This window comes from Herbaspirillum rhizosphaerae, from assembly GCF_046025915.1.
GTDB classification, from domain to species: domain Bacteria; phylum Pseudomonadota; class Gammaproteobacteria; order Burkholderiales; family Burkholderiaceae_D; genus Herbaspirillum; species Herbaspirillum rhizosphaerae_A.
Genome location: NZ_JAQQFR010000002.1, coordinates 234,045 through 256,900, shown reverse-complemented (window position 1 = coordinate 256,900; position 22,856 = coordinate 234,045). Strand labels below are relative to the sequence as shown.

The window sequence follows — 22,856 nt, the reverse complement described above, 5'->3', positions numbered from 1 at the left end:
GCTTTGATGAAACCAGAACTTTCCGTCGTCATCCCCGTATATAACGAGGAATCCGGCCTTGCCAAGCTGTTCGCCCGCCTCTATCCGGCGCTCGACGCGCTCGGTATCGCGTATGAAGTCATCTATGTCAACGACGGCAGCCGTGACAAATCAGCCGCCATGTTGGCCGACCAATATCGCGCCCGCCCGGACGTGACTCGCGTTGTGCTGTTCAACGGCAATTACGGCCAGCACATGGCTATCCTGGCTGGCTTTGAGGCGACGCGCGGCGACATCGTCGTCACGCTCGATGCCGACTTGCAAAACCCGCCGGAAGAAATCGGCAACCTGGTTGCCAAAATGCGCGAAGGCTACGACTACGTCGGCTCAATTCGCCGCCAGCGCCAGGATTCGGCATGGCGCACCTGGGCCTCCAAGGCCATGAATCATCTGCGCGAAAAGATCACGCGCATCAAGATGACCGACCAGGGCAACATGCTGCGCGCCTACGGCCGCAATGTGATCGACCTCGTCAACCAGTGCAGCGAAGTAAATACTTTTGTACCTGCACTGGCTTACACATTTGCACGCAAGCCGACAGAAATCATCGTCGAACACGAAGAGCGCTCGGCCGGCGAATCGAAGTATTCCCTGTACAGCCTGATCCGCCTCAATTTCGACCTGGTGACGGGTTTCTCACTGGTGCCGCTGCAGTTCTTTTCGCTGCTGGGTATCGGTCTCTCATTCGCCTCAGCCGCGCTGTTCATCCTGATGGTGATTCGCCGCTTCATTCTCGGCGCGGAAGTACAAGGTGTGTTTACGCTGTTCGCTATCACCTTCTTCCTGATCGGCGTGATCCTGTTCGGCATCGGCCTCCTCGGCGAATACATTGGCCGCATTTACCTGCAAGTACGCGCGCGTCCTCGCTATGTGGTGCAAGCGATTCTTGAGCAATCCTCCGGTGAGGATAAGCAAAGCTCATGAACGCCGTCGTCTTTGCCTATCACGATGTCGGCGTCCGCTGCCTGAAAGTATTGCTGGCGCGCGGTGTACGCGTGTCGCTGGTGGTCACGCATGAAGACAGCCCGACGGAAAATATCTGGTTCAGCTCGGTGGCGAGCGTCTGCCGTGAATACGGCATTCCCTACATCACGCCGGAAGATCCGAAATCACCGCAGTTGCTGACGCAAGTCCAGGCTGCACAGCCGGACTTCATCTTCAGCTTCTACTATCGCCACATGCTGCCGGTGAACCTGCTGGCGCTGGCCAAGCACGGCGCCTACAACATGCATGGTTCGCTGCTGCCCAAATACCGCGGTCGCGTACCGATCAACTGGGCGGTGCTGCACGGCGAAACCGAAACCGGCGCCACGCTGCATGAAATGGCGGCCAAGCCGGATGCCGGCGCAATCGTCGCGCAGACCGCCGTGCCTATCTTGCCCGACGATACCGCTTTCGAGGTCTTCGGCAAGGTGGTCGTTGCCGCTGAGCAAACCTTGTGGCGTGTTCTGCCACTGATGCTGGCCGGGCGTACTCCCAAGCTGCCGAACGATCTGACTAAGGGCAGTTACTTCGGTGGCCGTAAGCCGGAAGATGGCCGTATCGACTGGAAAAAGCCTGCACAACACGTGCATAATCTGGTCAGAACCGTCGCACCTCCTTATCCCGGCGCCTTTGAAGAAATCTCAGGTGATAAAATCACGCTGGTGAGAACGCGAATGGTCCCAGCCTCTGCCCGTCCGACACTGGAAAGGTCGCACGGCGCACAAGACAAGTTCTTTGAAGGCGGCCGCCTCTACGCACGCTGCGGTGACGGCAACTATTTGCAAATCCTGGGCATCCAGATCAACGATCAGGATGTCTCTCTTAACAATTATCTGAAATACATGGCTGTCTAAGCCGCCCACTTATTATGAAAAAAGTCCTCATCCTCGGCGTCAACGGCTTCATCGGCCACCACTTGTCCAAGCGCATTCTGGAAACCACAGACTGGCACGTCTATGGCATGGACATGATGACCGACCGTATCACCGACATTCTGGAAAACGAGGCGTACAAGTCGCGTATGCACTTCTTCGAAGGCGACATCACGATCAACAAGGAATGGGTTGAGTACCACGTCAAGAAGTGCGACGTCATCCTGCCGCTGGTCGCCATCGCGACACCGTCGACCTACGTCAACAAGCCGCTGCGCGTGTTCGAACTGGACTTCGAAGCCAACCTGCCAATCGTGCGTGCAGCCGCCAAGTACGGCAAGCATCTGGTGTTCCCGTCGACTTCGGAAGTTTATGGTATGTGCCATGACGACGAATTCGATTCCGAAGAGTCCGAACTGATCTGCGGCCCGATCAACAAGCCGCGCTGGATCTACTCCTGCTCCAAACAGCTCATGGATCGCGTGATCTGGGGCTACGGCATGGAAGACAACCTGAACTTCACCCTGTTCCGTCCGTTCAACTGGATCGGCGCCGGCCTGGATTCGATCCACACACCGAAAGAAGGCAGCTCGCGCGTCGTGACACAATTCTTCGGTCACATCGTCCGCGGCGAGAACATTTCGCTGGTTGACGGTGGCCAGCAAAAGCGCGCCTTTACTTACATCGATGACGGTATCGATGCGCTGATGAAGATCATCGCCAACGAAGGCGGCATCGCTACCGGCAAGATCTACAACATCGGCAACCCGACCAACAACTATTCGATCAAAGATCTGGCCGACATGATGTTGAAGCTGGCTACCGAATATCCTGAATACGCCGATTCCGCCAAGCAGGTGAAACTGGTGGAAACCACTTCCACTGCCTACTACGGCAAGGGTTATCAGGACGTGCAAAATCGCGTGCCAAAGATCACCAATACTTGCGAAGAATTGAACTGGAAGCCGACCTTCACCATGGCCGACACCCTGCGCAATATTTTCGACGCTTACCGCGGTCAAGTGGCCGAAGCGCGCGCACTGGTCGACTAAGCATTTCGATGGTCTGACAAAAAGGGATTCGCTCATTCAAGCGGATCCTTTTTTCATTTCTGCGCCTATTCTCCCTTCGCGAAGCAGTTCCACTTTTTCGCGCTATCCTCTTCTCGCTTTCCTCACAGCTTGAGCAAATACGAATGAATCCTCAAAATGGGTTTATTCGCTGCGCCTTTCGTGCCACAATTTAGGCATCCGGCAATCGGATCTGCCCTTCGTTCTTCTTCACGGCAGGCTGCAATCATTTTCCCCATCAAGAAAGCAAGACGCCTTGCCTCAGATCACTCTCAAAATTGACGCCGATACCTATCGCGGCACACGCGAAGGCGTTCCCAATCTGGTTCAGCAACTGCTGCGTCATGGCGCCAACGCGACCTTCCTGTTTTCGCTTGGCCCCGACCATACCGGATGGGCGTTAAAACAAGTATTCCGCCCCGGCTTCTTCAGCAAGGTATCGCGCACCTCCGTGGTCGAACATTACGGTATCAAGACGCTGATGTATGGCACCCTGCTGCCGGCACCGGATATCGGCAAGACCTGCGGCAACTACATGCGTGCGGTACGTGACGCAGGCTTCGAATGTGGCATTCACACCTGGGACCACCGCGTCTGGCAAGACAATGTCCGCATCCGCGATGCGGCGTGGACGCAGGAAGTCATGCAGCGCTCGTATGCACGTTTCCATGACATCTTCGGCCACACACCTGGTACGCATGGCGCCGCCGGCTGGCAGATGAACGACTACGCGTTCGCACAACTGGACGAATTCGGTATCGCCTACTCGTCCGACGGACGCGCCGTGTTGAAGGAAGACGGTTCGCTGGAAGATACCTCTGCCGGCCCGCATCGCTTGTCCGTGCAAGGCAAGACCTCGTCCTGCGTGCAGTTGCCAACCACCTTGCCAACGCTGGACGAACTGCTCGGTCGCACCATTAACGGCGTTGTCATGGATACGTCAAATGTCGCAGCTATGCTGTTGCGACTGACCGAACGGCAAATGCGAGACCATGTCTTTACGCTGCATGCAGAACTTGAAGGACAGAAACTTGCCCCCATCTTCGAGCAATTGCTGCTTGGCTGGCGCGCGCAAGGTTACGATCTGGTCTCCATGGGTGACTATTACCAGACCGTCAAAGACGATGTCTTGCCGATTCTTCCCATTGCCTGGGGCGAATTGCCGGGACGCTCCGGAGACATGATCCTGCAGGCGGCATGATTGCCATCACTCTCGACAACACAATACGAACACTTACCTCGGGGCGCTACTTTGACTGACGACACACCATCCATACTGAACAAAACCGTGCCTGACTTTTCCGCAGCGATGACCAGCGGCAAGACCTTCTCGCTGTCGGACTACAAGGGCAAGAATCTGGTGCTGTACTTTTATCCAAAAGACAACACGCCAGGCTGTACCACAGAGGGCCTCGAATTCCGCGACAAGTACCCGGAATTCCAGAAGCACAATACGGAAATCTTCGGCATCAGCCGTGACAGCCTGAAATCGCACGAAGGCTTCAAAGCCAAGCTGGACATGCCATTTGAGCTGATCTCCGACCCTGATGAAACGATGTGCATCATGTTCGACGTCATGAAAATGAAGAACATGTACGGCAAAAAAGTTCGCGGCGTCGAACGTACTACGTTTGTGATTGACGGCGCGGGCACATTGGTGAAAGAATGGCGTGGAGTGAAGGTGCCATCGCATGTCGACGAGGTGCTGGATTTTGTGAAGACAATTGCTTAAGAAACGTTTCCTCACGACAGACGACGTTTCCCGGAGCGGTGGCAAAATCGATCTGAAGAGTCATTTTGCCGCAGCGAGCCGAAAGATGCGGTTATTTTAGATAAGCCTTTGAATTCAAATAGAAAACCGTTTTTTAGAAGCCGTTTTTGGATCAGGTCGCGCACCTGCCAAAACGGCTTTTTTACTTTGCAATTTAGCGCTGCCAGCCCGACGCCGATGGCAGCGCCGCATCACTCCACTGACGGTGTCTTGTTCAACGCCCTTAGTTCTCCCACTAATCAAGCCCTCCTTCCTCTTTTCCTGCATCCGTCGGCGATGCATGCCTGTACCAAGAAGGGTTTTATTAGCGGCAGTCGTACTTCGTTGTTTGTTCCTCCTGCAATACCTGTTCGCTCTGACAAAGCGGCATTTTTTCTCCATTCACTACCGAGGTTCTGATGCCCCTGCCCAAACTGCCGAGTAAACCAGCTGCTTTATTAGCACCCAAAGACTATCCCAAGGCCGAACGCGGTAAACCTGTCAAACCACATATCGCATTAGTAGAACCTGTCGCACCTGCTGCCCTTCCTGCTGTCGCCAAGGCGATTCCGCAGGCGCCACAAGCCAAGATCACCGGCAAGAGCCCGGTCGAAAAACCACGCGCAGCGCCGAAGGCCGTTGAATCGCGTGCAAAATCGACCACCAGCCGCACCGCCGACAAGCTCGGCATGTCAAAACTGTTCGTGCTGGACACCAACGTGCTGATGCATGATCCGACTTCGCTGTTCCGCTTTGAGGAACACGACATCTATCTGCCGATGATCACGCTGGAAGAGCTGGACAACCACAAGAAGGGCATGTCGGAAGTCGCTCGCAATGCCCGCCAGATTTCCCGCTCGCTCGACGCGCTGGTCAGTGACATCGCTGAAGATGCCATCGACCTGGGTATCCCACTGTCAAAACTGGGGAATAAGGATGCCAAGGGCCGCCTGTTCTTCCAGACCAAACTGCAGAACGCCAAGCTGCCTGACGGCCTGCCGGAAGGCAAAGCCGACAATCAGATTCTCGGCGTGGTACGCGCCCTGGATCAACAGTATCCCGAGCGCCCTGTCGTGCTGGTGTCGAAAGACATCAACATGCGCATCAAAGCACGTGCCATCGGCTTGCCGGCAGAAGATTACTTCAACGATCACGTGCTGGAAGATACCGATCTGCTGTACTCGGGTATCCAGCAATTGCCGGACGACTTCTGGACCAAGCATGGCAAAGGAATGGAGTCCTGGCAGGAAAACAAGCACGGCACCAGCTGCACCTTCTATCGTGTGACCGGCCCTCACGTGCCATCGATGTTGATGAACCAGTTTGTCTTCATCGAGCCGAAGAACGGCGAGCCGGCCTTCTACGGTCAGGTCACGCAGATCAACGGCAAGACTGCCGTTCTGCAAACGCTGCGCGATTACGGCCACACCAAGAACAGCGTCTGGGGCATCACGGCACGTAACCGTGAGCAAAACTTCGCGCTGAACCTGCTGATGAATCCGGAATGTGATTTCGTCACCCTGCTCGGCCAGGCTGGTACCGGCAAAACCTTGCTGGCGTTGGCGGCAGGCCTGGCGCAAGTACTGGAAACCAAGAACTACAATGAAATCATCGTCACCCGCGTCACGGTACCGGTGGGCGAAGACATTGGCTTCTTACCTGGTACGGAAGAAGAAAAGATGGGGCCGTGGATGGGCGCCTTCGACGACAATCTGGAAGTATTGAACAAGTCCGACGGCGACGCCGGCGAATGGGGGCGCGCGGCGACGCAAGACCTGATCCGCTCGCGCATCAAGATCAAGTCGCTGAACTTCATGCGTGGCCGTACCTTCGTCAACAAGTTCCTGATCATCGACGAAGCGCAAAACCTGACGCCAAAGCAGATGAAGACGCTGGTCACCCGTGCAGGTCCGGGCACCAAGATCGTCTGTCTGGGCAACATCGCGCAGATCGATACACCTTATCTGACCGAAGGTTCCAGCGGTCTGACCTATGTAGTTGATCGCTTCAAGGGCTGGTCGCATAGCGGCCATGTCACCTTGGCGCGCGGCGAACGCTCACGTCTGGCAGATCACGCCAGCGACGTCTTGTAAGGCAGTATCGCAGCAAGAAGCATGCAGCAAATAAAAAAGCCACCGCAAGGTGGCTTTTTTATTGTCCGTTGAGATTATCTGCTTACAGGATATGCATACCGATCCACCAGGCGATCGCGGCGACGAAAGCCGATGCCGGAATCGTGAATATCCAGGCCCACACAATATTGCCTGCCACACCCCAGCGCACCGCCGACATCTTATGCGATGCCCCGACACCGACGATCGCGCCGGTGATGGTGTGTGTGGTCGAGACCGGCACGCCCATTGCGGTGGCGATGAACAAGGTAATGGCGCCGCCGGTTTCCGCACAGAAGCCGCCTACCGGCTTGAGCTTGGTAATCTTCTGGCCCATGGTCTTGACGATGCGCCAGCCGCCGAACAAGGTGCCAAGGCTGATGGCGCAATAGCAGCTGATGATGACCCACATCGGTGGATTGTCTGTGCCGGAATAACCTGATGCAATCAGCAACATCCATATGATGCCGATGGTCTTCTGCGCGTCATTGCCGCCGTGCCCCAGGCTATACATCGAAGCAGACAGCAACTGTGCGCGGCGGAACCAGCCGTCAACCTTTCGTGGCGTCGAGCGCACGAAGATCCATGACACCAGCAACATCATGATGGAACCCAGGATAAAGCCCAGCAACGGCGACAGCACGATGAAGATAACGATCTTGATCAGGCCGGATGCCACCAGCGAACCCGTACCAGCTTTGGCGACTGCGGCACCTACCAGACCACCGATAAGCGCATGCGAGGACGACGAAGGAATACCGTAGTACCAGGTCACAAGATTCCAAAAAATCGCACCGACCAGCGCCCCGAACACCACGACATGATCGACCACAGCCGGATCAATTGTCCCCTTGCCGACAGAAGCCGCAACGTGAAGCTGGTGAAAGACGAAGACTGCGGCCAAGTTGAAGAATGCCGCCATTGCCACCGCCGTCTGCGGGCGCAATACGCCGGTGGAAACCACCGTCGCGATCGCATTCGCCGCATCATGAAAACCGTTCATGAAATCGAACAGCAGCGCCAGGACAATCAACAACGCGAGGATGTGAAAACTAATTTGAACTGTATGCATGAATGAACCGTTATCTTGAGAGGCATCGGCAACATCGGATTGCGCGGGCATTGAAACCCGCGCAATCAATGGCGCTCAATGATGAAAATCAGGCATTTTCAACGATGATGCCTTCGATGATGTTGGCGACGTCTTCGCAACGATCGGTAACGGTTTCCAGAATTTCGTAGATCGCCTTGAGCTTGATCAGATTGCGTACGTCCGGCTCATCGCGGAACAATTTAGACATCGCGGCGCGCATGACGTGATCGGCATCCGATTCGAAACGGTCGATTTCTTCGCAGATGGCGAGGATCTGACGCGAGTTGTCCATGTTGTGCAGCAAGCCGACAGCCGCTTTGACCTTCTCCGCACAGGCCAGACAGAGTTCCGCCAAGCGCTTGGCTTCAGGCGTAATGGCCTTGATGTCGTAAAGCGAAATGGTCTGCGCGCCGTCTTCCAGCAAGTCGAGGATGTCATCCATGCGCGTAATCAGCTGATGAATGTCGTCGCGATCAAGCGGTGTAATGAAGGTCTTGTGCAGCAACTCAATCGTGTTGTGAGTGACTTTATCGGCCTGCTTTTCCAGGGTCTCGATCGCATGCACGCGAATTTCCAGATCGTCGAAATTGGTCATCAATGCGACCATTTCCTTGGCACATTTCACACCCAATTCAGCGTGCTGGTTGAAGAGATCAAAAAATTTGCCCTCGGTGGGCATCAGGCGTCCAAACATGTTCCACTCTCTTATGATTAATTAGTGCTGCACTTACACAATAAGGATCGCTTTTTAGGCGACCTTCATTGCCTGCATTTGTCCACCCGGGTAACCCCGACGATGAACCCAAGCGTCAGAATATCAGTCGCCGCCGTATGGCGAGGCCAGACTACCGACGTAGTTGTCGTACTTGGTAAATTGCCCCAGGAAGGCAAGGCGAATACTGCCGATCGGGCCGTTACGTTGCTTACCGATGATAATTTCGGCGGTGCCTTTGTCTGGCGAATCCGGATTGTAAACTTCATCCCGGTAAATGAACAAAATAACGTCAGCATCCTGCTCGATAGCGCCAGATTCACGCAAGTCGGACATCACGGGACGTTTGTTCGGGCGTTGTTCGAGCGCACGGTTCAACTGGGACAAAGCGATCACCGGACAATTCAGCTCTTTGGCGAGACCCTTCAGGCTTCGCGAAATTTCGGAAATTTCGGAGGCGCGGTTTTCACCACTGTTGCTGCCGCCGTTACCGGACATCAGTTGCAAGTAGTCGATGATGATAAGGCCGAGCTTACCGCATTGGCGCGCCAGACGACGCGAGCGTGCACGCAACTCAATCGGGCTCAATGCTGGGGTCTCATCGATGTAGAACTGCGCATCGTTCATCTTCTGGATGGCGTGCGTCAGGCGTGGCCAGTCTTCATCAATCAGACGGCCGGTACGCAGACGATGCTGGTCAAGACGGCCTACCGAGCCCAACATACGCATCGCGAGCTGAGCGCCGCCCATTTCCATGGAGAACACAGCAACCGGCAACCCGCTGTCGATGGCAACGTTTTCACCGATGTTAATGGAAAACGCGGTTTTACCCATCGAAGGACGGCCTGCGACGATGATCAGATCGCCTGGCTGCAAGCCGGAAGTCATCTTGTCGAGATCGATGAAGCCTGTTGGCACACCGGTAATATCACTGGTGCTGTCGCGGTTGTACAGTTCATCGATGCGTTCGACCACTTGGGTCAGCAAGGGCTGAATCGCCAGGAAGCCCTGCGCGCCGCGCGAGCCTTCTTCGGCAATGGCAAAAATCTTGGATTCCGCTTCGTCGAGCATTTGCTTGACGTTCTTGCCTTGCGGATTAAAGGCATCGCCGGAGATTTCGTCGGAGACGGTAATCAGTTTGCGGAGCACACCGCGGTCGCGAACGATTTCAGCGTAACGGCGGATATTGGCTGCAGACGGTGTGTTTTGCGCCAGCGCATTAAGATAACTCAAGCCACCAACCTCTTCGGCCTTGCCGCTGGTCGACATCGCCTCGTAGACGGTAATGACGTCCGCAGGCTTGCTTTCGTTGATCAGCTTGACGATGTGCTGAAAGATAATGCGGTGATCGTAACGATAAAAATCGTCCGCACTGACAAAGTCAGCGATACGGTCCCACGCAGCGTTGTCCAGCATCAAACCACCCAGGACGGATTGTTCGGCTTCGATGGAGTGCGGTGGGACACGCAGGGATTCTATTTGCGGATCGGAAGATGCGTTCATGGCGCGCATTATACCTGCTAAGAGTGGTCGCTTCAGGAGCGGCGGCGAATTTAGCCGGTTTTGACAATCGAAATACAGTAAAGCTTTTTGCCGGTTTGCCCTCAGGGTAAGGAGCCAAATCCGACACAATAAAAAAGCCAGGCGAACCCGGCTTCTTTATTCAGTACATGAAACGAATTCAGCGTAAATTACGCGTGCTCGCCCACGACAGCAACAGTCACGTCAACAACGACGTCGGTATGCAAAGCAACCGAAACAGCGTGCTCACCAACGGTCTTGAACGGACCTTGTGGCAGGCGGACTTGCGACTTTTCAACAGGGAAACCTTGCTTTGCCAGCGCGTCAGCGATGTCAAAGTTGGTAACCGAACCGAACAAACGACCGTCAACACCAGACTTTTGCGAGATTTGAACAGTCAGGCCGCTCAGCTTTTCGCCTTGAGCTTGTGCTGCCGCCAGCTTTTCAGCGGCTGCTTTTTCCAGCTCAGCGCGCTTCGCTTCGAATTCAGCGATCGCTGTTGCTGTAGCACGGCGAGCCATGCGTTGCGGGATCAGGAAGTTACGTGCATAACCGTCTTTGACGCGGACAACTTCACCCAGGCCACCGAGATTAACGACTTTTTCCAACAGAATAACTTGCATATTTTTCTCCTATATCTCGTCGTCAATTAGGCGTTGTGCAGATCAGTGTACGGCAGCAACGCGAGGTAGCGTGCACGTTTGATCGCTGTGTCAACTTGACGCTGATAGTGTGCTTTGGTGCCGGTCAGACGTGCTGGCATGATCTTGCCGTTTTCTTGCACGAAATCCTTCAGAGTGTCGACATCTTTGTAATCGACTTGCTCAACACCTGCTGCTGTGAAACGGCAGAATTTTTTGCGCTTGAACAGCGGGTTTTGCTGTTGGCGTTTTTGCTTCAACTTGCTTTTATCGAACTTTTTACCGAATGCCATGTGAGGCTCCTGATATCTAAAATTGAGTGGTTCTAAACTACAGATTCAAAATCAACGATGTGAAACACGAGGCTTTTGCTGTTGCGATTTCTACGTGCCATGAAGCCGGTGAATTTAAGCATCTCGCCGAGACCGGCCCGATTAAGCCGGCCTGAAATTTCGCCTGCAGCGAATGCAGTAATTTCAAACTCGACCAACCTTTTGATGCCTGCTTCCGCTTGTTCCGACTGGTGCTGCAGTTTTGCAGTCACTACCGGTATGCCCGCCGGGGTGTAACGTATAACGTCACGTTCGGCGATGATGGCAACAAACTGAAACTGGTTCACTCTCCCTGGTACTTTTCTATCGCAGCGTCAGCAATTAGGCTGCTGGTGCTTCTGCGCGATTGCTCTTTGCTGCATCTTCCTTTTGAACAGCCTTCAGGATTGGCGAAGGACCGGTTTCGGCCTTCTTCATCTTGACTGTCAGGTGACGCAACACAGCATCGTTGAACTTGAAGCCGGTTTCGATTTCGGCCAGAGTTTCGCCGTCAACTTCGATATTCAGGCAAACGTAGTGCGCTTTTGCCAGTTTTTGGATTTGGTACGCCAATTGACGACGGCCCCAATCTTCGACACGGTGAATCTTGCCGCCGCGTGCAGTAACGATGCCCTTGTAACGCTCGATCATCGCTGGAACTTGCTCGCTTTGGTCCGGATGGACGATAAATACGATTTCATAATGACGCATGTAGACTCCTTTATGGACTGATTAACAAATCGCCCACCTCGGCGTCAAGACGAGTGTGGGAACAGGAAAGCCCGCAATCATACAACACTAAGCCAAAAACCTCAATACATTCAGGCATTTGCTGTTGGATTACCGCCCGCAACATACCTTTTGACCGATGACATGATTTCAATATTGCAGATTGACACTGCCTTATAACTGTATAAAAATACAGACTGTTTATGCAACCAGCATAACTTCCCGAAAGCCCACATGCTCAAACTGACCGCTCGCCAGGAACAGATCCTGAATCTGATCAAAGACGCCATCGAAAATACGGGTTTTCCCCCGACGCGCGCAGAGATAGCAACAGAGCTAGGCTTTCGGTCCGCCAACGCGGCTGAAGAACATCTGCAGGCGCTGGCGCGAAAAGGGGCTATCGAAATCTCCCCCGGGACATCACGCGGCATTCGCCTGCGGGACAACTCTTTGTCGTCACTGACAAGCAGCGGTCGCCAGATGGCGCTACCCCATCCTGCCCTGATGCAACTGTCACTTCCGCTGGTCGGCCGGGTCGCCGCCGGCTCACCGATCCTGGCGCAAGAACATATAGAGAGCAACTACAACGTTGACCCAGCCCTGTTCTCAGCCAAACCAGATTACTTGCTGAAGGTGCGCGGCATGTCGATGCGTGACGCCGGCATCCTTGATGGAGATCTGCTGGCCGTTAAAAAGACCGACCAGGCTCGCAACGGCCAGATCGTGGTCGCCCGATTGGGTGATGATGTCACGGTCAAACGTTATCGCAAGACCGGCTCACTGATTGAGCTGCTACCGGAAAATCCCGATTTCAACATCATCAAAGTCTCGGCAGAAGAGGACAACTTCGCGCTGGAAGGCCTTGCGGTCGGCTTGATGCGCAGCTGGAACTGATAGCGCGCATCTCTCTTAAAATGTGTACAGCCCGCAAATTGCGGGCTTTTTTACGTCTGTTTGCACAATCAAATGAGAAATTGCATCATATGATATGCACTGATTAATTGCGCCGTCGCAATGGCATCCCCCCCCTCCTGCAACGCATGGAATGCGGACGATCGCCTGAGACGTCATCATCTGCCAAGGATTTCCAATGTCAACGCGTAGCAGCAACAAGCCAGTCAAAAACACTTCTCACAACCTCAAAGATTTGCTTGCCGTTCGTGAATGCCTTAGCTTGCTGGACGATCACAAAGTCGCCGACGCCAAAGCCCTCTGCGCTCAAATATTGAAGCGTGCCCCCAACCTCGTATTCGCCAATCACGCATGGGGGCTGATCGCAATTCACGAGAATAGCTATGTAGAAGCAGAAAAAGCGTTCCGCAAAGCACTGCAAGCCGACCCCAAAAATGCCGAATACCTGACCAATCTGGGTGGTGCACTCCTCAATCAAGACCGCGTCGATGAGGCCATTGCCATCTACGAAGAAGCCATCCAGATCGATACTGAGAACAAACAAGCCCGTACCGGGCTGGCGAATGCACTGCATGAAAAGAATGATGCAGATGCGTCCATTGCGTATTTTGAGGAAGCTGCGAGGCGTGCACCCGATGCACCGGGCCCGCTATCTCATCTCGGAAAAGCCCTGATTGACGCAAAAAGGTACCAGGAAGCCGTAGGCATCTTGCTGAAGGCAATGGAGCTTCAAATAAATTTTGCCCCGGCACATACCAATCTTGGCATTGCATTTCAAGAAATGAATATGCTCAACGACGCCCTGGAGTGCCATAAAACGTCGCTACTATTGGACCCTACCGATATCTACGCACAATACAAAATTGCAGACACTTATATAAAGCTGAAGGACTTTGACAAAGCGAACGAGCACTACGCACGCGTCATCGAGCTCGCCCCAAAAGACCCGAATAGCTATACCAAGCTGGCATCAAGCTATTTTTCAAACCAGGATCGCTACGAAGAGGCCATGGAGCTATTCCATCGCGCCTTGGCAATTGACCCAAAGCATCCGGTGACACTGAATAATATCGGCGCCACCATGTACGACCATGGAGAAACAAAGACGTCCCTTCCGTACTTTATCGAGGCCCTTGCCCTCAAACCCAACTACATGACCGCGCAACACAATCTTGCACTTGGACAACTATTGGCAGGCGACCTGAAGGAGGGCTGGGCCAACCACGAGAGTCGACTGACCGTTAAGGAACGCCGCTATGTCTACAAACTGATCCACAAGTTATTCGACATCATCCCAAAATGGGATGGCAAATCCTCACTGGAGGGCAAATACATTCTGCTGATGCATGAGCAAGGCTTCGGTGACAGCATTCAGTTTGTGCGCTATGTCCACACGCTACTGGCAAAGGGTGCGCGCGTGGCATTGCACGTCAAAGATCCGCTCGCCCGCCTATTCCGCAGCGTTTCGAACCAAATCACGCTAGTCAGAGAAAACGACCCGCTGCCGAAGTGTGACTGCGCCTATGTATTAATGAGCTTGCCACATGCCCTTGGAACTGATCATGTTGAAGATATTCCCTCATACCCATTCTATCTATCAGCTGATCCAGCCGACATCACAAAATGGGCCGACAAGATAGACGCCCTGTCAGGCAGTAAAACTGATTTGCGCGTCGGCTTTGTCTGGGCCGGCAATCCGGAACACGGCAATGACCGCAAGCGTTCGATCCCGTTGGACACATTTGCGCCCATATTAAATGTCCCCGGCGTCAAATTCTTTTCAATCCAGAAGGGCCATGCGACCCCGGAACTGGGCAAACTGCCAAAGGAATTGCCAATTTTCAATATTGGCGACGACTTTAATGATTTCGCCGATACAGCCGCTGCCATGGCCAATCTCGATCTGATTATCAGCGTCGACACTTCGGTGGTCCATCTTGCCGGGGCACTCGGCAGACCAATATGGACATTGCTACCGCATACACCGGACTGGCGCTGGCTAACCGATCGCGAAGATTCCCCTTGGTATCCAAGCATGCGTCTTTTCCGTCAGCCGGCGCGCGGGGACTGGCCCTCCGTGATTGCCAAAGTATCATCAGAACTTGCCGCATTCAGAGATAAAAAGAGACAAAATCTCAGCCAATCAAAGACTTAGCCTCTCTCTATTGCATTGCGCCAATATTTAGTCATGGCGCAATGCACCTACGGCTCCGAACATTTCGGGAACTTTTACAAAAATACCCACTAAAGTTTTCCTAAATAGCGTCGAAATAAGATCTGCTTGACGTATAGAAGCACGCAGTTTTAGGTCGGACAGCATTGGAAAAAAATTTTTGCGATAAACATTAAACTTTTTCCGATACCGTCCGATATAGCTAACAACAGCGGTTTGAACGCCTGAGGCTTTAGGTAAAAACCAAAGTTAAGCACTGAAACTCGGATTTATCGGCCTCAAATCTTAGGAGAATTAACATGGCATCAGTCATTAATACCAATATTGCGTCGCTTAACACGCAACGCAATTTGAATATGTCGCAATCGTCGTTGAATACTTCGATTCAACGTTTGTCTTCCGGCTTGCGCGTCAACAGCGCCAAGGACGATGCTGCAGGCTTGGCAATTGCCGACCGCATGAATGCTCAGGTCAAAGGCCTGGCAGTTGCGCAACGTAACGCCAACGATGGTATCTCCCTGGCTCAAACCGCTGAAGGCGCACTGAGCACAGTCACCGACAACCTGCAACGTATGCGTGAACTGGCAGTTCAAGCAGCTAACGGCTCGAACAGCGCACAAGATCGTAAAACGCTGAACGACGAATACAAGCAACTGTCGGACGAAACTTTCCGCGTTCTGAACGGCACAAGCTTCAACGGCCAAAACCTGTTCACAGGTATCGGTTCCGGCGCCAGCGCAGGTACAGGTTCGGACAACGCTAACGTTTCGGCTTCCTTGACACTGACTTTCCAAGTCGGCGCCAACGTTACCGACAACAAGCTGAACGACCAAATCAGCATCTCCCTTTCCGACTTGTCCAACGACAAGACCATGGCCAAGGTTATCGGCACAAGCGCTTCCGGCCTGATCGGTCTGGGCACAACAACTTCGGTTGACGCTGCTCAAGTGACTTACACTTCGGCTAAAGCTGCTCTGGATAGCCTGTTCGCAACTGGTTCGACAATGACTTCGTCGGCACTGGCGGCATCGGCTGTGACTCTGCAAGCAGCAATCGACACAGCTAAACTGTCCCTGGATAAGGCAATTGCTGATCCATCGGCACAAAGCGATGCACAAAAGGCGATCAAGAACCTGGACAACGCGATCAACCTGATCTCGTCCAAGCGCGCAGAATTCGGCGCAGTTCAAAACCGCTTCAGCGCCGTCATCAGCAACTTGCAGATTTCGAGCGAAAACATCACTGCATCGCGCAGCCGTATCATGGATACAGACTACGCGTCAGAAACTGCGAACCTCACACGTGCGCAAATTCTGCAACAAGCAGGTACGGCGATGCTGTCGCAGGCGAACTCTGCACCGCAAAGCGTCCTGTCGCTGTTGAAATAGTCTTAAGAGCTATGTAGGATGAAAGTGCGGGGAATATGTATGCGTACGTATTCTCCGCACGTTTCCTTTAAGGGAGTAACACCATGTCGATTTCCCCACTTAATATTACTGCAGCTGGTGATTCTGGCTCTTACACGCCAACCCAGACTTCAACTACAAAACCAGATCCGGTGGTATCGACTGTTGCACCTGCGGCAACACCGCAGTCGCAACGCTCCAGCGAGGCTGATGTAGCAAACGCTGTAGAAAAATTGAATGACTTCGCAAGCAAGAATGCATCGGCAATCACTTTTTCAAAAGATCAAGATAGCGGCAAGACAGTTATCAAGGTCATTGATACGGCAGACAATACTGTTCTTCGCCAGATTCCAAGCCAGGAAGCAATTGAAATCGCGAAGTCGATCGACAAACTGCAAGGCTTGTTGATCAATCACAAAGTTTGAGTCTGGTACGAACTGCTGGGGCACTAGAGATATTCATGCGTAAATAGAATTTTTACGCATGTTATATTTCGCATCGGCAATTCATAGCGGATTTATATCAACTCGTATGTGTTGAGTAGTACCGGAAGCCATTCGCGGATAAGTCAAGAGTCATACCGAAGTACACCCGGTTAAGCGTTCGTCGCCTGGGCTTCTGTCATCAGCACATCGCATTTGCATTTAGAAATCAGGAGATCTCATGGCCACTTCCACCGGAACAATCACCACTTCGGCCGGCCCCCTAGACGTTGCTACGCTTGTTTCAAAGTTGATGAGTGCGGAAAGTACCGTTCTCGATCCTTTGACAAAACAGGCCAGCAGCTACAACAGTCTTATCTCTGCCTACGGCAGCCTCAAAAGCACGATCTCCTCATATCAAAGTGCACTGAACGGCCTCACGGCGGCAAGTTTCAGCTCGCAAAAGTCTTCTGTATCCAACAGTGGAACGGGCACAACCCTTACTACTGACCCGTTCACCGCCGACGTCAATACCGACGATTCGACAAAGTTACTCGCGCAAAAAATTCAATCGGCAGGCTTCACCAGCTCACAGGTCTTCAATGCGGGCGACTCCATTGCGATCAAGGTCGGTACCAATCCACCTACGTTTGTCACATTACAAGCCAACGCGACAATTTCCGGTGTGCGCGATGCGATCAACGCAGCGAAAACCGGCGTTACCGCCAGCATTACGACCGACGGCACCGGCGACCATCTGGTACTGGAGTCAAATACTGCCGGTACCGCAAACACGATCAAGGTTCAAGCGAACAACAGCTTGTCCGCACTGGCTTATGATCCAAGCAGCGCCACGCCAAGCACCGTAACGCAGATCCAGGCACCTCGCGATGCGACGGTAGCGGCCTCAGGCAACTATACGATCTCCGTCTCTCAGCTGGCGCAAGCGCAAAAAATTACCTCAACCGGTTTTTCGTCCAGCGCGACATTTAGCTCCGGTATTCTGGCGATCAAGACCGGCAATGGCTCTACTGCGATCATCAAGCCGACCACAAATACTCTTGCCGGCGTGCGCGACGCCATCAATGCGAGTGATGCAGGCGTTAGCGCAACCATCGTTAGCGATGGCACTAGCGCTCACTTGGTGATTGCAGCCAAAGACAGCGGCTCAGCCAACTCGATACGCGTTACCGGAACAGGTGATTATTCCGCACTGTCTTTTGACCCGAGCGGAAAATACACCTCGCCAAACGTCGCGACCGGCCAGACTTTCGACGCAACAGCAGGCGGCCTGACGCTGAATGTCGGCAGCACAACTACCACCATTCCGTTAAGCGGCGCCGGCAAGACTTTACAAAACGTCCGCGACGCCATCAATACGGCAAATGCAGGTGTTACGGCGACCATCACCAATGATGGCACCAATGATCATCTGGTTCTTACACCTTCCGGCACTGGCGCAACCAGCCCGGTATCGCTGACTGGCACAGGTGACTTTGCGACGTTGACCGGGAGCACCATGGGTCAGTTGCAGGCAGCACAAGACGCCAAACTCAGCATTGACGGCGTGAGCGTTACCAGCCCGACCAACAAGGTAACCGATGCGATTTCCGGTGTGACGCTGAACCTCACCAAAGTAACTACTGCGTCGGACAACTTTACGCTCAACATCAGCAACGACACCAGCGGCATTGCCAGCACCGCAAACACTTTTGTCTCGGCTTACAATGCCTTGGCCAAAGCGATTACCGGACTGACACAACAAACGCCGTCGACAACGCCAGGCCAGGCGGGTACTTCGTCGCCCTTGGCGAGCGAGTCATCCGTCCAGAGCATGCTGAGCCAGTTGCGCAGTGCTCTGCTCGGAAGCGTCGCTGGCGGCAATGGCATCAGTTCGCTGACCGATATTGGCATCGGCTTCCAAAAAGACGGTACGCTGGCACTTGATGCTGCGAAACTGACAACCGCAACGACCAATAACTTCGCTGGCATTGCCAATTTGTTCACTTCTACCGCCGGCACCAATGCCGACGGAACGGCAAATACAACAGGTACTAACGGTGTGCTGACCAATTTGCAAACCTTAGTAAATGGTTTTCTCGCAGATGGCGGTATCATTGATACTAAGACCAAGGGTTTGCAAGCCAGCCTGAAGATCAATACGGATCGCCAGACTGTGATCAACACACGCTTGAGCAACATGCAAGACCAGTACACGACCCAGTTCAATGCGCTGAACGTCACACTGGCCAGCATGGCGGCGACACAAAGCTACCTGACACAACAGTTGGCAAATCTGCCAAAGGCTAGCTAATTGTTATATTGAACGCGGGAGAAGATAATGTTCGGAACCATGCAACGTGGCGCAAATGCTTACGCAAATATTGGCGTAGAGACTGGTGTCGTCGCAGCGAGTCCGCATAAGCTGATCACCATGCTGTTCGATGGCGCCTTGGTAGCGATTGCCATGGGCCAAAAATACATGAGTGCCGGCGATATCAAGAAAAAAGGGGAATCGATCACCCAGGCGATCCTGATCATCGAAAGCGGTCTGCGCGCCAGCCTGAATAAAAACGTCGGCGGCGAAATCGCTCTGAATCTGGACGCACTCTACGAATACATGGGCCGCCGCCTGTTTGCCGCCAATGTCGAGAACTCCCAAGAAATCCTGGACGAAGTTCACGGCCTGCTGGATGGCCTGAGAGATGCCTGGGAGACCATCGGCCCCAACGGCACCAATCAGGCACAGGTTGCAGCTTAAGCTGCCGCCTTACGACAATTCGCAACAAATACTCGCGAAAGCACAATAATGGACGGAGCAGAAGTCATCTCCCTTTACGAAGCGGTTGCAGAACTGACCGATCAGATGCTTGCCGCGGCACGCCGGGAAGAATGGGATTTGCTGTCAAAGCTTGAGGCGGATTGCGCCCACGTTGTCAACATCCTCAAAAAACACGAAGCGACCGTTACGCTGACCGATGACAGACGGGAGCGCAAAATCGAAATCCTGAAAAAAATACTCGAAGACGATCGGGATATCCGCAACCTGACGGATCCGGGCCTGAAAAAGCTCGCCACGCTCATCCAAAGCACCAGCACAGAACGCAAACTGGTTAAGGCCTACGGTAGCACCAACCGAGGCTAAAGATGATACCTCGGGCCGACATCACCAACACGGTCCAGCCCGTAGCTGCCGTTGTAGCGCCGACGTCGATCGTTTCGGTCGCAGATGCAAGAGAAGAAGCCTTTAGCAGGCTTGCTCAGATTGCCATCGGACAACAGCTGCAAGGCAAAGTACTGTCGACCTATAACGACGGCTCATATCTGGTCAGAATCGCCAATACAGCTGCCCGCATGGTATTGCCGACGGCGACCAAAACCGGTGATTCCCTGTTGCTGACAATGGTCAGCAAAGATCCGCGCCCAACCTTCCTGCTGACCGAAACCAGCTCGGACACCGAAGAAGACTCCTCTGTCTCGCTCAGTGTCGCAGGCAAGGCGATGGAAAAGGACCTGCAGTCGCTCAAAACGACACCGCAAGGCCTTCCTACAATTGTCGGACGCAACGGCTTACTCAGTGACGAAGACGCCAAACAGGCAACCCCAAATTCACCTGCCGCCCCGGAAAGCACTAAAACCTCGCTCAGCCCGGCCGGCAAGCTGGTTGACGCCCTGCTGCACGCGTCAGAAGAAAGCGACCTGCCCACGGCCATCAAACCCAATGCCCCGCTCGTGAGCAATCCGACAAATACCTCTCAACTGGCTGGCGCCCTGCACGACTCGATCGCATTGAGTGGTACCTTCTATGAATCCCATGTCGCTGCGTGGGCAGAAGGTCGCCGACCGCTCTCAGAGCTGCAAAAAGAACCCCAAGCGCAACTTGCCCAGCAAGTGCAAAGCAGCAGTACTTCGGATTTACTCAACAGCGCGGATCCCGCTCATACGCAGCTCGGCCAGATCATCAATCTGCAACTCAATGCCCTGGAGCAACAGCGCCTCGCCTGGCATGGTGAAGTCTGGCCCGGCCAGCACATGGAATGGGAAGTCAATCGAGACACGTCCGAATCACCGCAGCAAAATGAGCCGGACAGCGGCCCGACGCCCAGTTGGCATAGCGTTGTTCGCTTCAATTTTGCCAATCTGGGCAGCGTTTCTGCCTCGATACATCTGATCGGACAGCAAATCCACATGCAAGTCCGCACTGACAGCGATGTCACCGCTGCCGCATTACGCGCCAACGGCAGCATGCTATCTGACGCCATGGCGGCGGCAGGCTCTTCTCTTGACTCATTGATTGTGAAGCGGGATGGAAAAACCTAATCTCCCACTCCAGAACGCGGTCGCGCTAGCCTACAACACCAACCAGGCAGCGCCCCGGGTAGTGGCCAAAGGCAGCGGTCTGGTTGCCGAGGCCATCATTGCGCGCGCCAAGGAAAGCGGTGTTTATATTCACGAATCAAAGGAACTGGTTTCATTGCTGATGCAGGTCGACCTGGACCAGCAAATTCCTCCCGCGCTTTATCGCGCCGTTGCGGAACTTTTGGCTTGGTTGTATCGCATTGAAAATATGCAATTGGATCACAGTGATGTATGATTAGGGGTTAGATTAGCAACACACCCCTTTGGGATGGAAACTCATCCTTCCATCCTTTGATTTGAGACGCATAGACGCACAGATGGCAAATAACGACGAGATCAAAGACGACAGCCCGTTTCGAGTACATTCCCGACGGGAGATTGTGTCATTGCTGACCAGCATGATGGAACGCAATCAACTCCTGAGCCTGCTCATCAAGGGCGGCTCGGAATCCATCATCACGTCGATTCTGGATATTGACGACGACGACGACAGCGTTGTGATCGATGCCGCACCGAGCACCATGCTCAACGAAAGTATCTTGCAAAGCAATCGCATCGGCTTCGAAGCTGTCTACAACAACATCCGCATTACGTTCAACGTCGACAAAGCCCAGAAGTGCCTGTATCAGGAACGTCCTGCGCTCAAGATCACCATTCCGACCAGCTTGGTTCGCCTGCAACGCCGTGAGTATTTCCGCATTGCGACCCCGATTGCCAAGCCATTGCGTTGCACTTTCCGCGTGACACGCGAAGACGGCTCGTTTACCACCATCGTCACATTGCTTAACAACATCAGCGCCGGTGGCATCGGCATCACCGATGAAAAGAAGCTGCTCGATCCGACTCTGGGCCGTATTTACGAAGACTGCTCACTGGAAATGACCGACAACACTGTTGTCACCGTCAAACTGCAGATCCGCGACTGCAAGGAAGTCAAACTGGCCTCCGGCAAAACAGTTAATCGTTTCGGCTGCGAATTCGTCGACATTCCACGCGCTGTTTTGGCGGCGATTCAGCGCTTCATTACGAAGCTGGAGCGCGAGCAAAATGCCAAGGCGTCCGGCATGATGTAATAGCCTCGCGAGCAGCTTATCCGCTTCTCGCTTGAGCCCCCGCCGCCGCCCTCACCAATACTCATTAACGAATTGTTGGTGAAAAAATAAAAAAGCTGCCATTGGCAGCTTTTTTATTACAGCGATGCAAGATCAGCGCGTGAAAAGCGGGGATATAAACCCTTCCCGCCCTCAATACGCGACCACTACACCTGCATAGTCATGATGTCGCGATAAGCGGAAACCAGCTTGTTGCGCACTTGAACACTTGTCTGAAAGGAAATGCTTGCCTTTTGCATGGCAATCATGACATCGGAAAGATTGATGTTGTCATCGCCCATGGAAAAGCTTTGGGACATTTTCCCCGCCTTTTCCTGCGAAGAATTCACTTCATCGAGGGAATTCTTCAACACGGCAGCAAAATCGACGCGCGTCGCCGGTTTTTCGGCTCCGGCGATGCTTTCAATCGGAGCAACGTTGCCTTGCGCACGCGCAGCGGCAGCTTTCAGCTGCGCCACCATTGCTTCAATTCTGCTAGTATCAATCATGCTGACGGCCAATTTGCACCTCTTCGAATTCAATTCCACGACAGATGATTGCATACCGCAATCACACTTCCCGCTTCTACAACGGCAGATTACCACGCGATCCTTCGCGACTCGCAACAATAAGCGGGGAAATAGCCATTCTGTTCCATAG

The 22,856-nt window shown here is 53.5% G+C and carries 24 protein-coding genes; 16 read left to right on the top strand and 8 right to left on the bottom strand.

Going from position 1 to position 22,856, the window contains the following annotated elements:
• The first annotated feature begins 6 nt into the window (after positions 1-6).
• The 6 genes from PQR63_RS03775 to PQR63_RS03750 all read left to right on the top strand — a co-directional run bounded on the left by PQR63_RS03775 (position 7) and on the right by PQR63_RS03750 (position 6,808).
• Positions 7-963, top strand: coding sequence for a glycosyltransferase (locus tag PQR63_RS03775; protein WP_408165763.1), 957 nt, complete (start codon positions 7-9; stop codon positions 961-963).
• Complete coding sequence (locus tag PQR63_RS03770) at positions 960-1,877, top strand: formyltransferase (protein ID WP_408165762.1); 918 nt, start codon at positions 960-962, stop codon at positions 1,875-1,877. The genes PQR63_RS03775 and PQR63_RS03770 overlap by 4 nt, the downstream gene beginning before the upstream one ends.
• Before the next feature lie 14 nt (positions 1,878-1,891).
• Positions 1,892-2,947 (top strand): bifunctional UDP-4-keto-pentose/UDP-xylose synthase, encoded by a 1,056-nt coding sequence (locus PQR63_RS03765; RefSeq protein WP_408165760.1) that lies wholly within the window; start codon positions 1,892-1,894, stop codon positions 2,945-2,947.
• Between the two features lie 274 nt (positions 2,948-3,221).
• Positions 3,222-4,166 carry a polysaccharide deacetylase family protein gene (locus PQR63_RS03760; protein WP_408165758.1) on the top strand — a complete coding sequence of 315 codons (945 nt, stop codon included), beginning with the start codon at positions 3,222-3,224 and terminating at the stop codon, positions 4,164-4,166.
• Between the two features lie 87 nt (positions 4,167-4,253).
• Positions 4,254-4,697 carry a peroxiredoxin gene (locus tag PQR63_RS03755; protein WP_094566213.1) on the top strand — a complete coding sequence of 148 codons (444 nt, stop codon included), beginning with the start codon at positions 4,254-4,256 and terminating at the stop codon, positions 4,695-4,697.
• Positions 4,698-5,134: 437 nt separating this feature from the next.
• Complete coding sequence (locus tag PQR63_RS03750) at positions 5,135-6,808, top strand: PhoH family protein (protein WP_408165756.1); 1,674 nt, start codon at positions 5,135-5,137, stop codon at positions 6,806-6,808.
• An 82-nt stretch (positions 6,809-6,890) separates the two neighbouring features.
• On the opposite strand, the gene PQR63_RS03745 is transcribed toward PQR63_RS03750, so the two are convergent.
• The 7 genes from PQR63_RS03745 to rpsF form a co-directional block, all read right to left on the bottom strand.
• Positions 6,891-7,898, bottom strand: coding sequence for an inorganic phosphate transporter (locus tag PQR63_RS03745; protein WP_408165754.1), 1,008 nt, complete (start codon positions 7,896-7,898; stop codon positions 6,891-6,893).
• A gap of 88 nt (positions 7,899-7,986) precedes the next feature.
• Positions 7,987-8,613, bottom strand: a complete 627-nt coding sequence (locus PQR63_RS03740) for a DUF47 domain-containing protein (RefSeq protein WP_016833914.1) — start codon at positions 8,611-8,613, stop codon at positions 7,987-7,989.
• Between the two features lie 123 nt (positions 8,614-8,736).
• Positions 8,737-10,134, bottom strand: a complete 1,398-nt coding sequence (locus PQR63_RS03735) for a replicative DNA helicase (protein WP_408165752.1) — start codon at positions 10,132-10,134, stop codon at positions 8,737-8,739.
• 188 nt (positions 10,135-10,322) lie between these two features.
• A complete protein-coding gene (gene rplI / locus PQR63_RS03730; RefSeq protein ID WP_094563333.1) occupies positions 10,323-10,775 on the bottom strand; it encodes a 50S ribosomal protein L9 in 453 nt (150 codons plus the stop codon).
• Positions 10,776-10,801: 26 nt separating this feature from the next.
• Positions 10,802-11,086, bottom strand: coding sequence for a 30S ribosomal protein S18 (gene rpsR, locus PQR63_RS03725; protein WP_007882558.1), 285 nt, complete (start codon positions 11,084-11,086; stop codon positions 10,802-10,804).
• 32 nt (positions 11,087-11,118) lie between these two features.
• Positions 11,119-11,412, bottom strand: coding sequence for a primosomal replication protein N (gene priB, locus PQR63_RS03720; protein ID WP_408165750.1), 294 nt, complete (start codon positions 11,410-11,412; stop codon positions 11,119-11,121).
• A gap of 34 nt (positions 11,413-11,446) precedes the next feature.
• Positions 11,447-11,815, bottom strand: a complete 369-nt coding sequence (gene rpsF, locus PQR63_RS03715; RefSeq protein ID WP_007882559.1) for a 30S ribosomal protein S6 — start codon at positions 11,813-11,815, stop codon at positions 11,447-11,449.
• A gap of 252 nt (positions 11,816-12,067) precedes the next feature.
• Between rpsF and lexA the strand changes: the two genes are divergently transcribed.
• The 10 genes from lexA (at position 12,068) to PQR63_RS03665 (ending at position 22,178) form a co-directional block, all read left to right on the top strand.
• Complete coding sequence (gene lexA / locus PQR63_RS03710) at positions 12,068-12,727, top strand: transcriptional repressor LexA (RefSeq protein WP_408165748.1); 660 nt, start codon at positions 12,068-12,070, stop codon at positions 12,725-12,727.
• Between the two features lie 196 nt (positions 12,728-12,923).
• Positions 12,924-14,900 (top strand): tetratricopeptide repeat protein, encoded by a 1,977-nt coding sequence (locus tag PQR63_RS03705; RefSeq protein WP_408165746.1) that lies wholly within the window; start codon positions 12,924-12,926, stop codon positions 14,898-14,900.
• 317 nt (positions 14,901-15,217) lie between these two features.
• Positions 15,218-16,306: a flagellin N-terminal helical domain-containing protein gene (locus PQR63_RS03700; RefSeq protein WP_408165744.1), complete on the top strand. Its 1,089-nt coding sequence runs from the start codon at positions 15,218-15,220 to the stop codon at positions 16,304-16,306.
• 83 nt (positions 16,307-16,389) lie between these two features.
• Positions 16,390-16,749, top strand: a complete 360-nt coding sequence (locus PQR63_RS03695) for a flagellar protein FlaG (RefSeq protein ID WP_408165742.1) — start codon at positions 16,390-16,392, stop codon at positions 16,747-16,749.
• A gap of 238 nt (positions 16,750-16,987) precedes the next feature.
• Positions 16,988-19,060, top strand: a complete 2,073-nt coding sequence (gene fliD / locus PQR63_RS03690) for a flagellar filament capping protein FliD (RefSeq protein WP_408165740.1) — start codon at positions 16,988-16,990, stop codon at positions 19,058-19,060.
• 27 nt (positions 19,061-19,087) lie between these two features.
• On the top strand, positions 19,088-19,507 hold the full coding sequence (gene fliS, locus PQR63_RS03685; protein ID WP_408165738.1) for a flagellar export chaperone FliS: 420 nt from the start codon (positions 19,088-19,090) through the stop codon (positions 19,505-19,507).
• A gap of 48 nt (positions 19,508-19,555) precedes the next feature.
• A complete protein-coding gene (locus tag PQR63_RS03680) occupies positions 19,556-19,891 on the top strand; it encodes a flagellar protein FliT (protein WP_408165736.1) in 336 nt (111 codons plus the stop codon).
• 209 nt (positions 19,892-20,100) lie between these two features.
• On the top strand, positions 20,101-21,066 hold the full coding sequence (fliK, locus tag PQR63_RS03675) for a flagellar hook-length control protein FliK (RefSeq protein WP_408165734.1): 966 nt from the start codon (positions 20,101-20,103) through the stop codon (positions 21,064-21,066).
• Complete coding sequence (locus PQR63_RS03670; protein WP_408165732.1) at positions 21,053-21,340, top strand: EscU/YscU/HrcU family type III secretion system export apparatus switch protein; 288 nt, start codon at positions 21,053-21,055, stop codon at positions 21,338-21,340. The genes fliK and PQR63_RS03670 overlap by 14 nt, the downstream gene beginning before the upstream one ends.
• A gap of 82 nt (positions 21,341-21,422) precedes the next feature.
• Positions 21,423-22,178: a flagellar regulator YcgR PilZN domain-containing protein gene (locus PQR63_RS03665; RefSeq protein ID WP_408165730.1), complete on the top strand. Its 756-nt coding sequence runs from the start codon at positions 21,423-21,425 to the stop codon at positions 22,176-22,178.
• Positions 22,179-22,363: 185 nt separating this feature from the next.
• Here PQR63_RS03665 and fliE read toward each other — a convergent pair whose 3' ends face one another.
• On the bottom strand, positions 22,364-22,759 hold the full coding sequence (fliE, locus tag PQR63_RS03660) for a flagellar hook-basal body complex protein FliE (protein ID WP_408165728.1): 396 nt from the start codon (positions 22,757-22,759) through the stop codon (positions 22,364-22,366).
• Positions 22,760-22,856: the final 97 nt, after the last annotated feature.

Bases quoted from the DNA above. Each gene is read 5' to 3' on its own strand.
- PQR63_RS03775 (WP_408165763.1), top strand. From the start codon at position 7: ATGAAACCAGAACTTTCCGTCGTCATCCCCGTATATAACGAGGAATCC.
- PQR63_RS03770 (WP_408165762.1), top strand. From the start codon at position 960: ATGAACGCCGTCGTCTTTGCCTATCACGATGTCGGCGTCCGCTGCCTG.
- PQR63_RS03765 (WP_408165760.1), top strand. From the start codon at position 1,892: ATGAAAAAAGTCCTCATCCTCGGCGTCAACGGCTTCATCGGCCACCAC.
- PQR63_RS03750 (WP_408165756.1), top strand. From the start codon at position 5,135: ATGCCCCTGCCCAAACTGCCGAGTAAACCAGCTGCTTTATTAGCACCC.
- PQR63_RS03745 (WP_408165754.1), bottom strand. From the start codon at position 7,898: ATGCATACAGTTCAAATTAGTTTTCACATCCTCGCGTTGTTGATTGTC.
- PQR63_RS03740 (WP_016833914.1), bottom strand. From the start codon at position 8,613: ATGTTTGGACGCCTGATGCCCACCGAGGGCAAATTTTTTGATCTCTTC.
- PQR63_RS03735 (WP_408165752.1), bottom strand. From the start codon at position 10,134: ATGAACGCATCTTCCGATCCGCAAATAGAATCCCTGCGTGTCCCACCG.
- rplI (WP_094563333.1), bottom strand. From the start codon at position 10,775: ATGCAAGTTATTCTGTTGGAAAAAGTCGTTAATCTCGGTGGCCTGGGT.
- rpsR (WP_007882558.1), bottom strand. From the start codon at position 11,086: ATGGCATTCGGTAAAAAGTTCGATAAAAGCAAGTTGAAGCAAAAACGC.
- rpsF (WP_007882559.1), bottom strand. From the start codon at position 11,815: ATGCGTCATTATGAAATCGTATTTATCGTCCATCCGGACCAAAGCGAG.
- lexA (WP_408165748.1), top strand. From the start codon at position 12,068: ATGCTCAAACTGACCGCTCGCCAGGAACAGATCCTGAATCTGATCAAA.
- PQR63_RS03705 (WP_408165746.1), top strand. From the start codon at position 12,924: ATGTCAACGCGTAGCAGCAACAAGCCAGTCAAAAACACTTCTCACAAC.
- PQR63_RS03700 (WP_408165744.1), top strand. From the start codon at position 15,218: ATGGCATCAGTCATTAATACCAATATTGCGTCGCTTAACACGCAACGC.
- PQR63_RS03695 (WP_408165742.1), top strand. From the start codon at position 16,390: ATGTCGATTTCCCCACTTAATATTACTGCAGCTGGTGATTCTGGCTCT.
- fliD (WP_408165740.1), top strand. From the start codon at position 16,988: ATGGCCACTTCCACCGGAACAATCACCACTTCGGCCGGCCCCCTAGAC.
- fliS (WP_408165738.1), top strand. From the start codon at position 19,088: ATGTTCGGAACCATGCAACGTGGCGCAAATGCTTACGCAAATATTGGC.
- PQR63_RS03680 (WP_408165736.1), top strand. From the start codon at position 19,556: ATGGACGGAGCAGAAGTCATCTCCCTTTACGAAGCGGTTGCAGAACTG.
- fliK (WP_408165734.1), top strand. From the start codon at position 20,101: ATGGTATTGCCGACGGCGACCAAAACCGGTGATTCCCTGTTGCTGACA.
- PQR63_RS03670 (WP_408165732.1), top strand. From the start codon at position 21,053: ATGGAAAAACCTAATCTCCCACTCCAGAACGCGGTCGCGCTAGCCTAC.
- PQR63_RS03665 (WP_408165730.1), top strand. From the start codon at position 21,423: ATGGCAAATAACGACGAGATCAAAGACGACAGCCCGTTTCGAGTACAT.
- fliE (WP_408165728.1), bottom strand. From the start codon at position 22,759: ATGCAATCATCTGTCGTGGAATTGAATTCGAAGAGGTGCAAATTGGCC.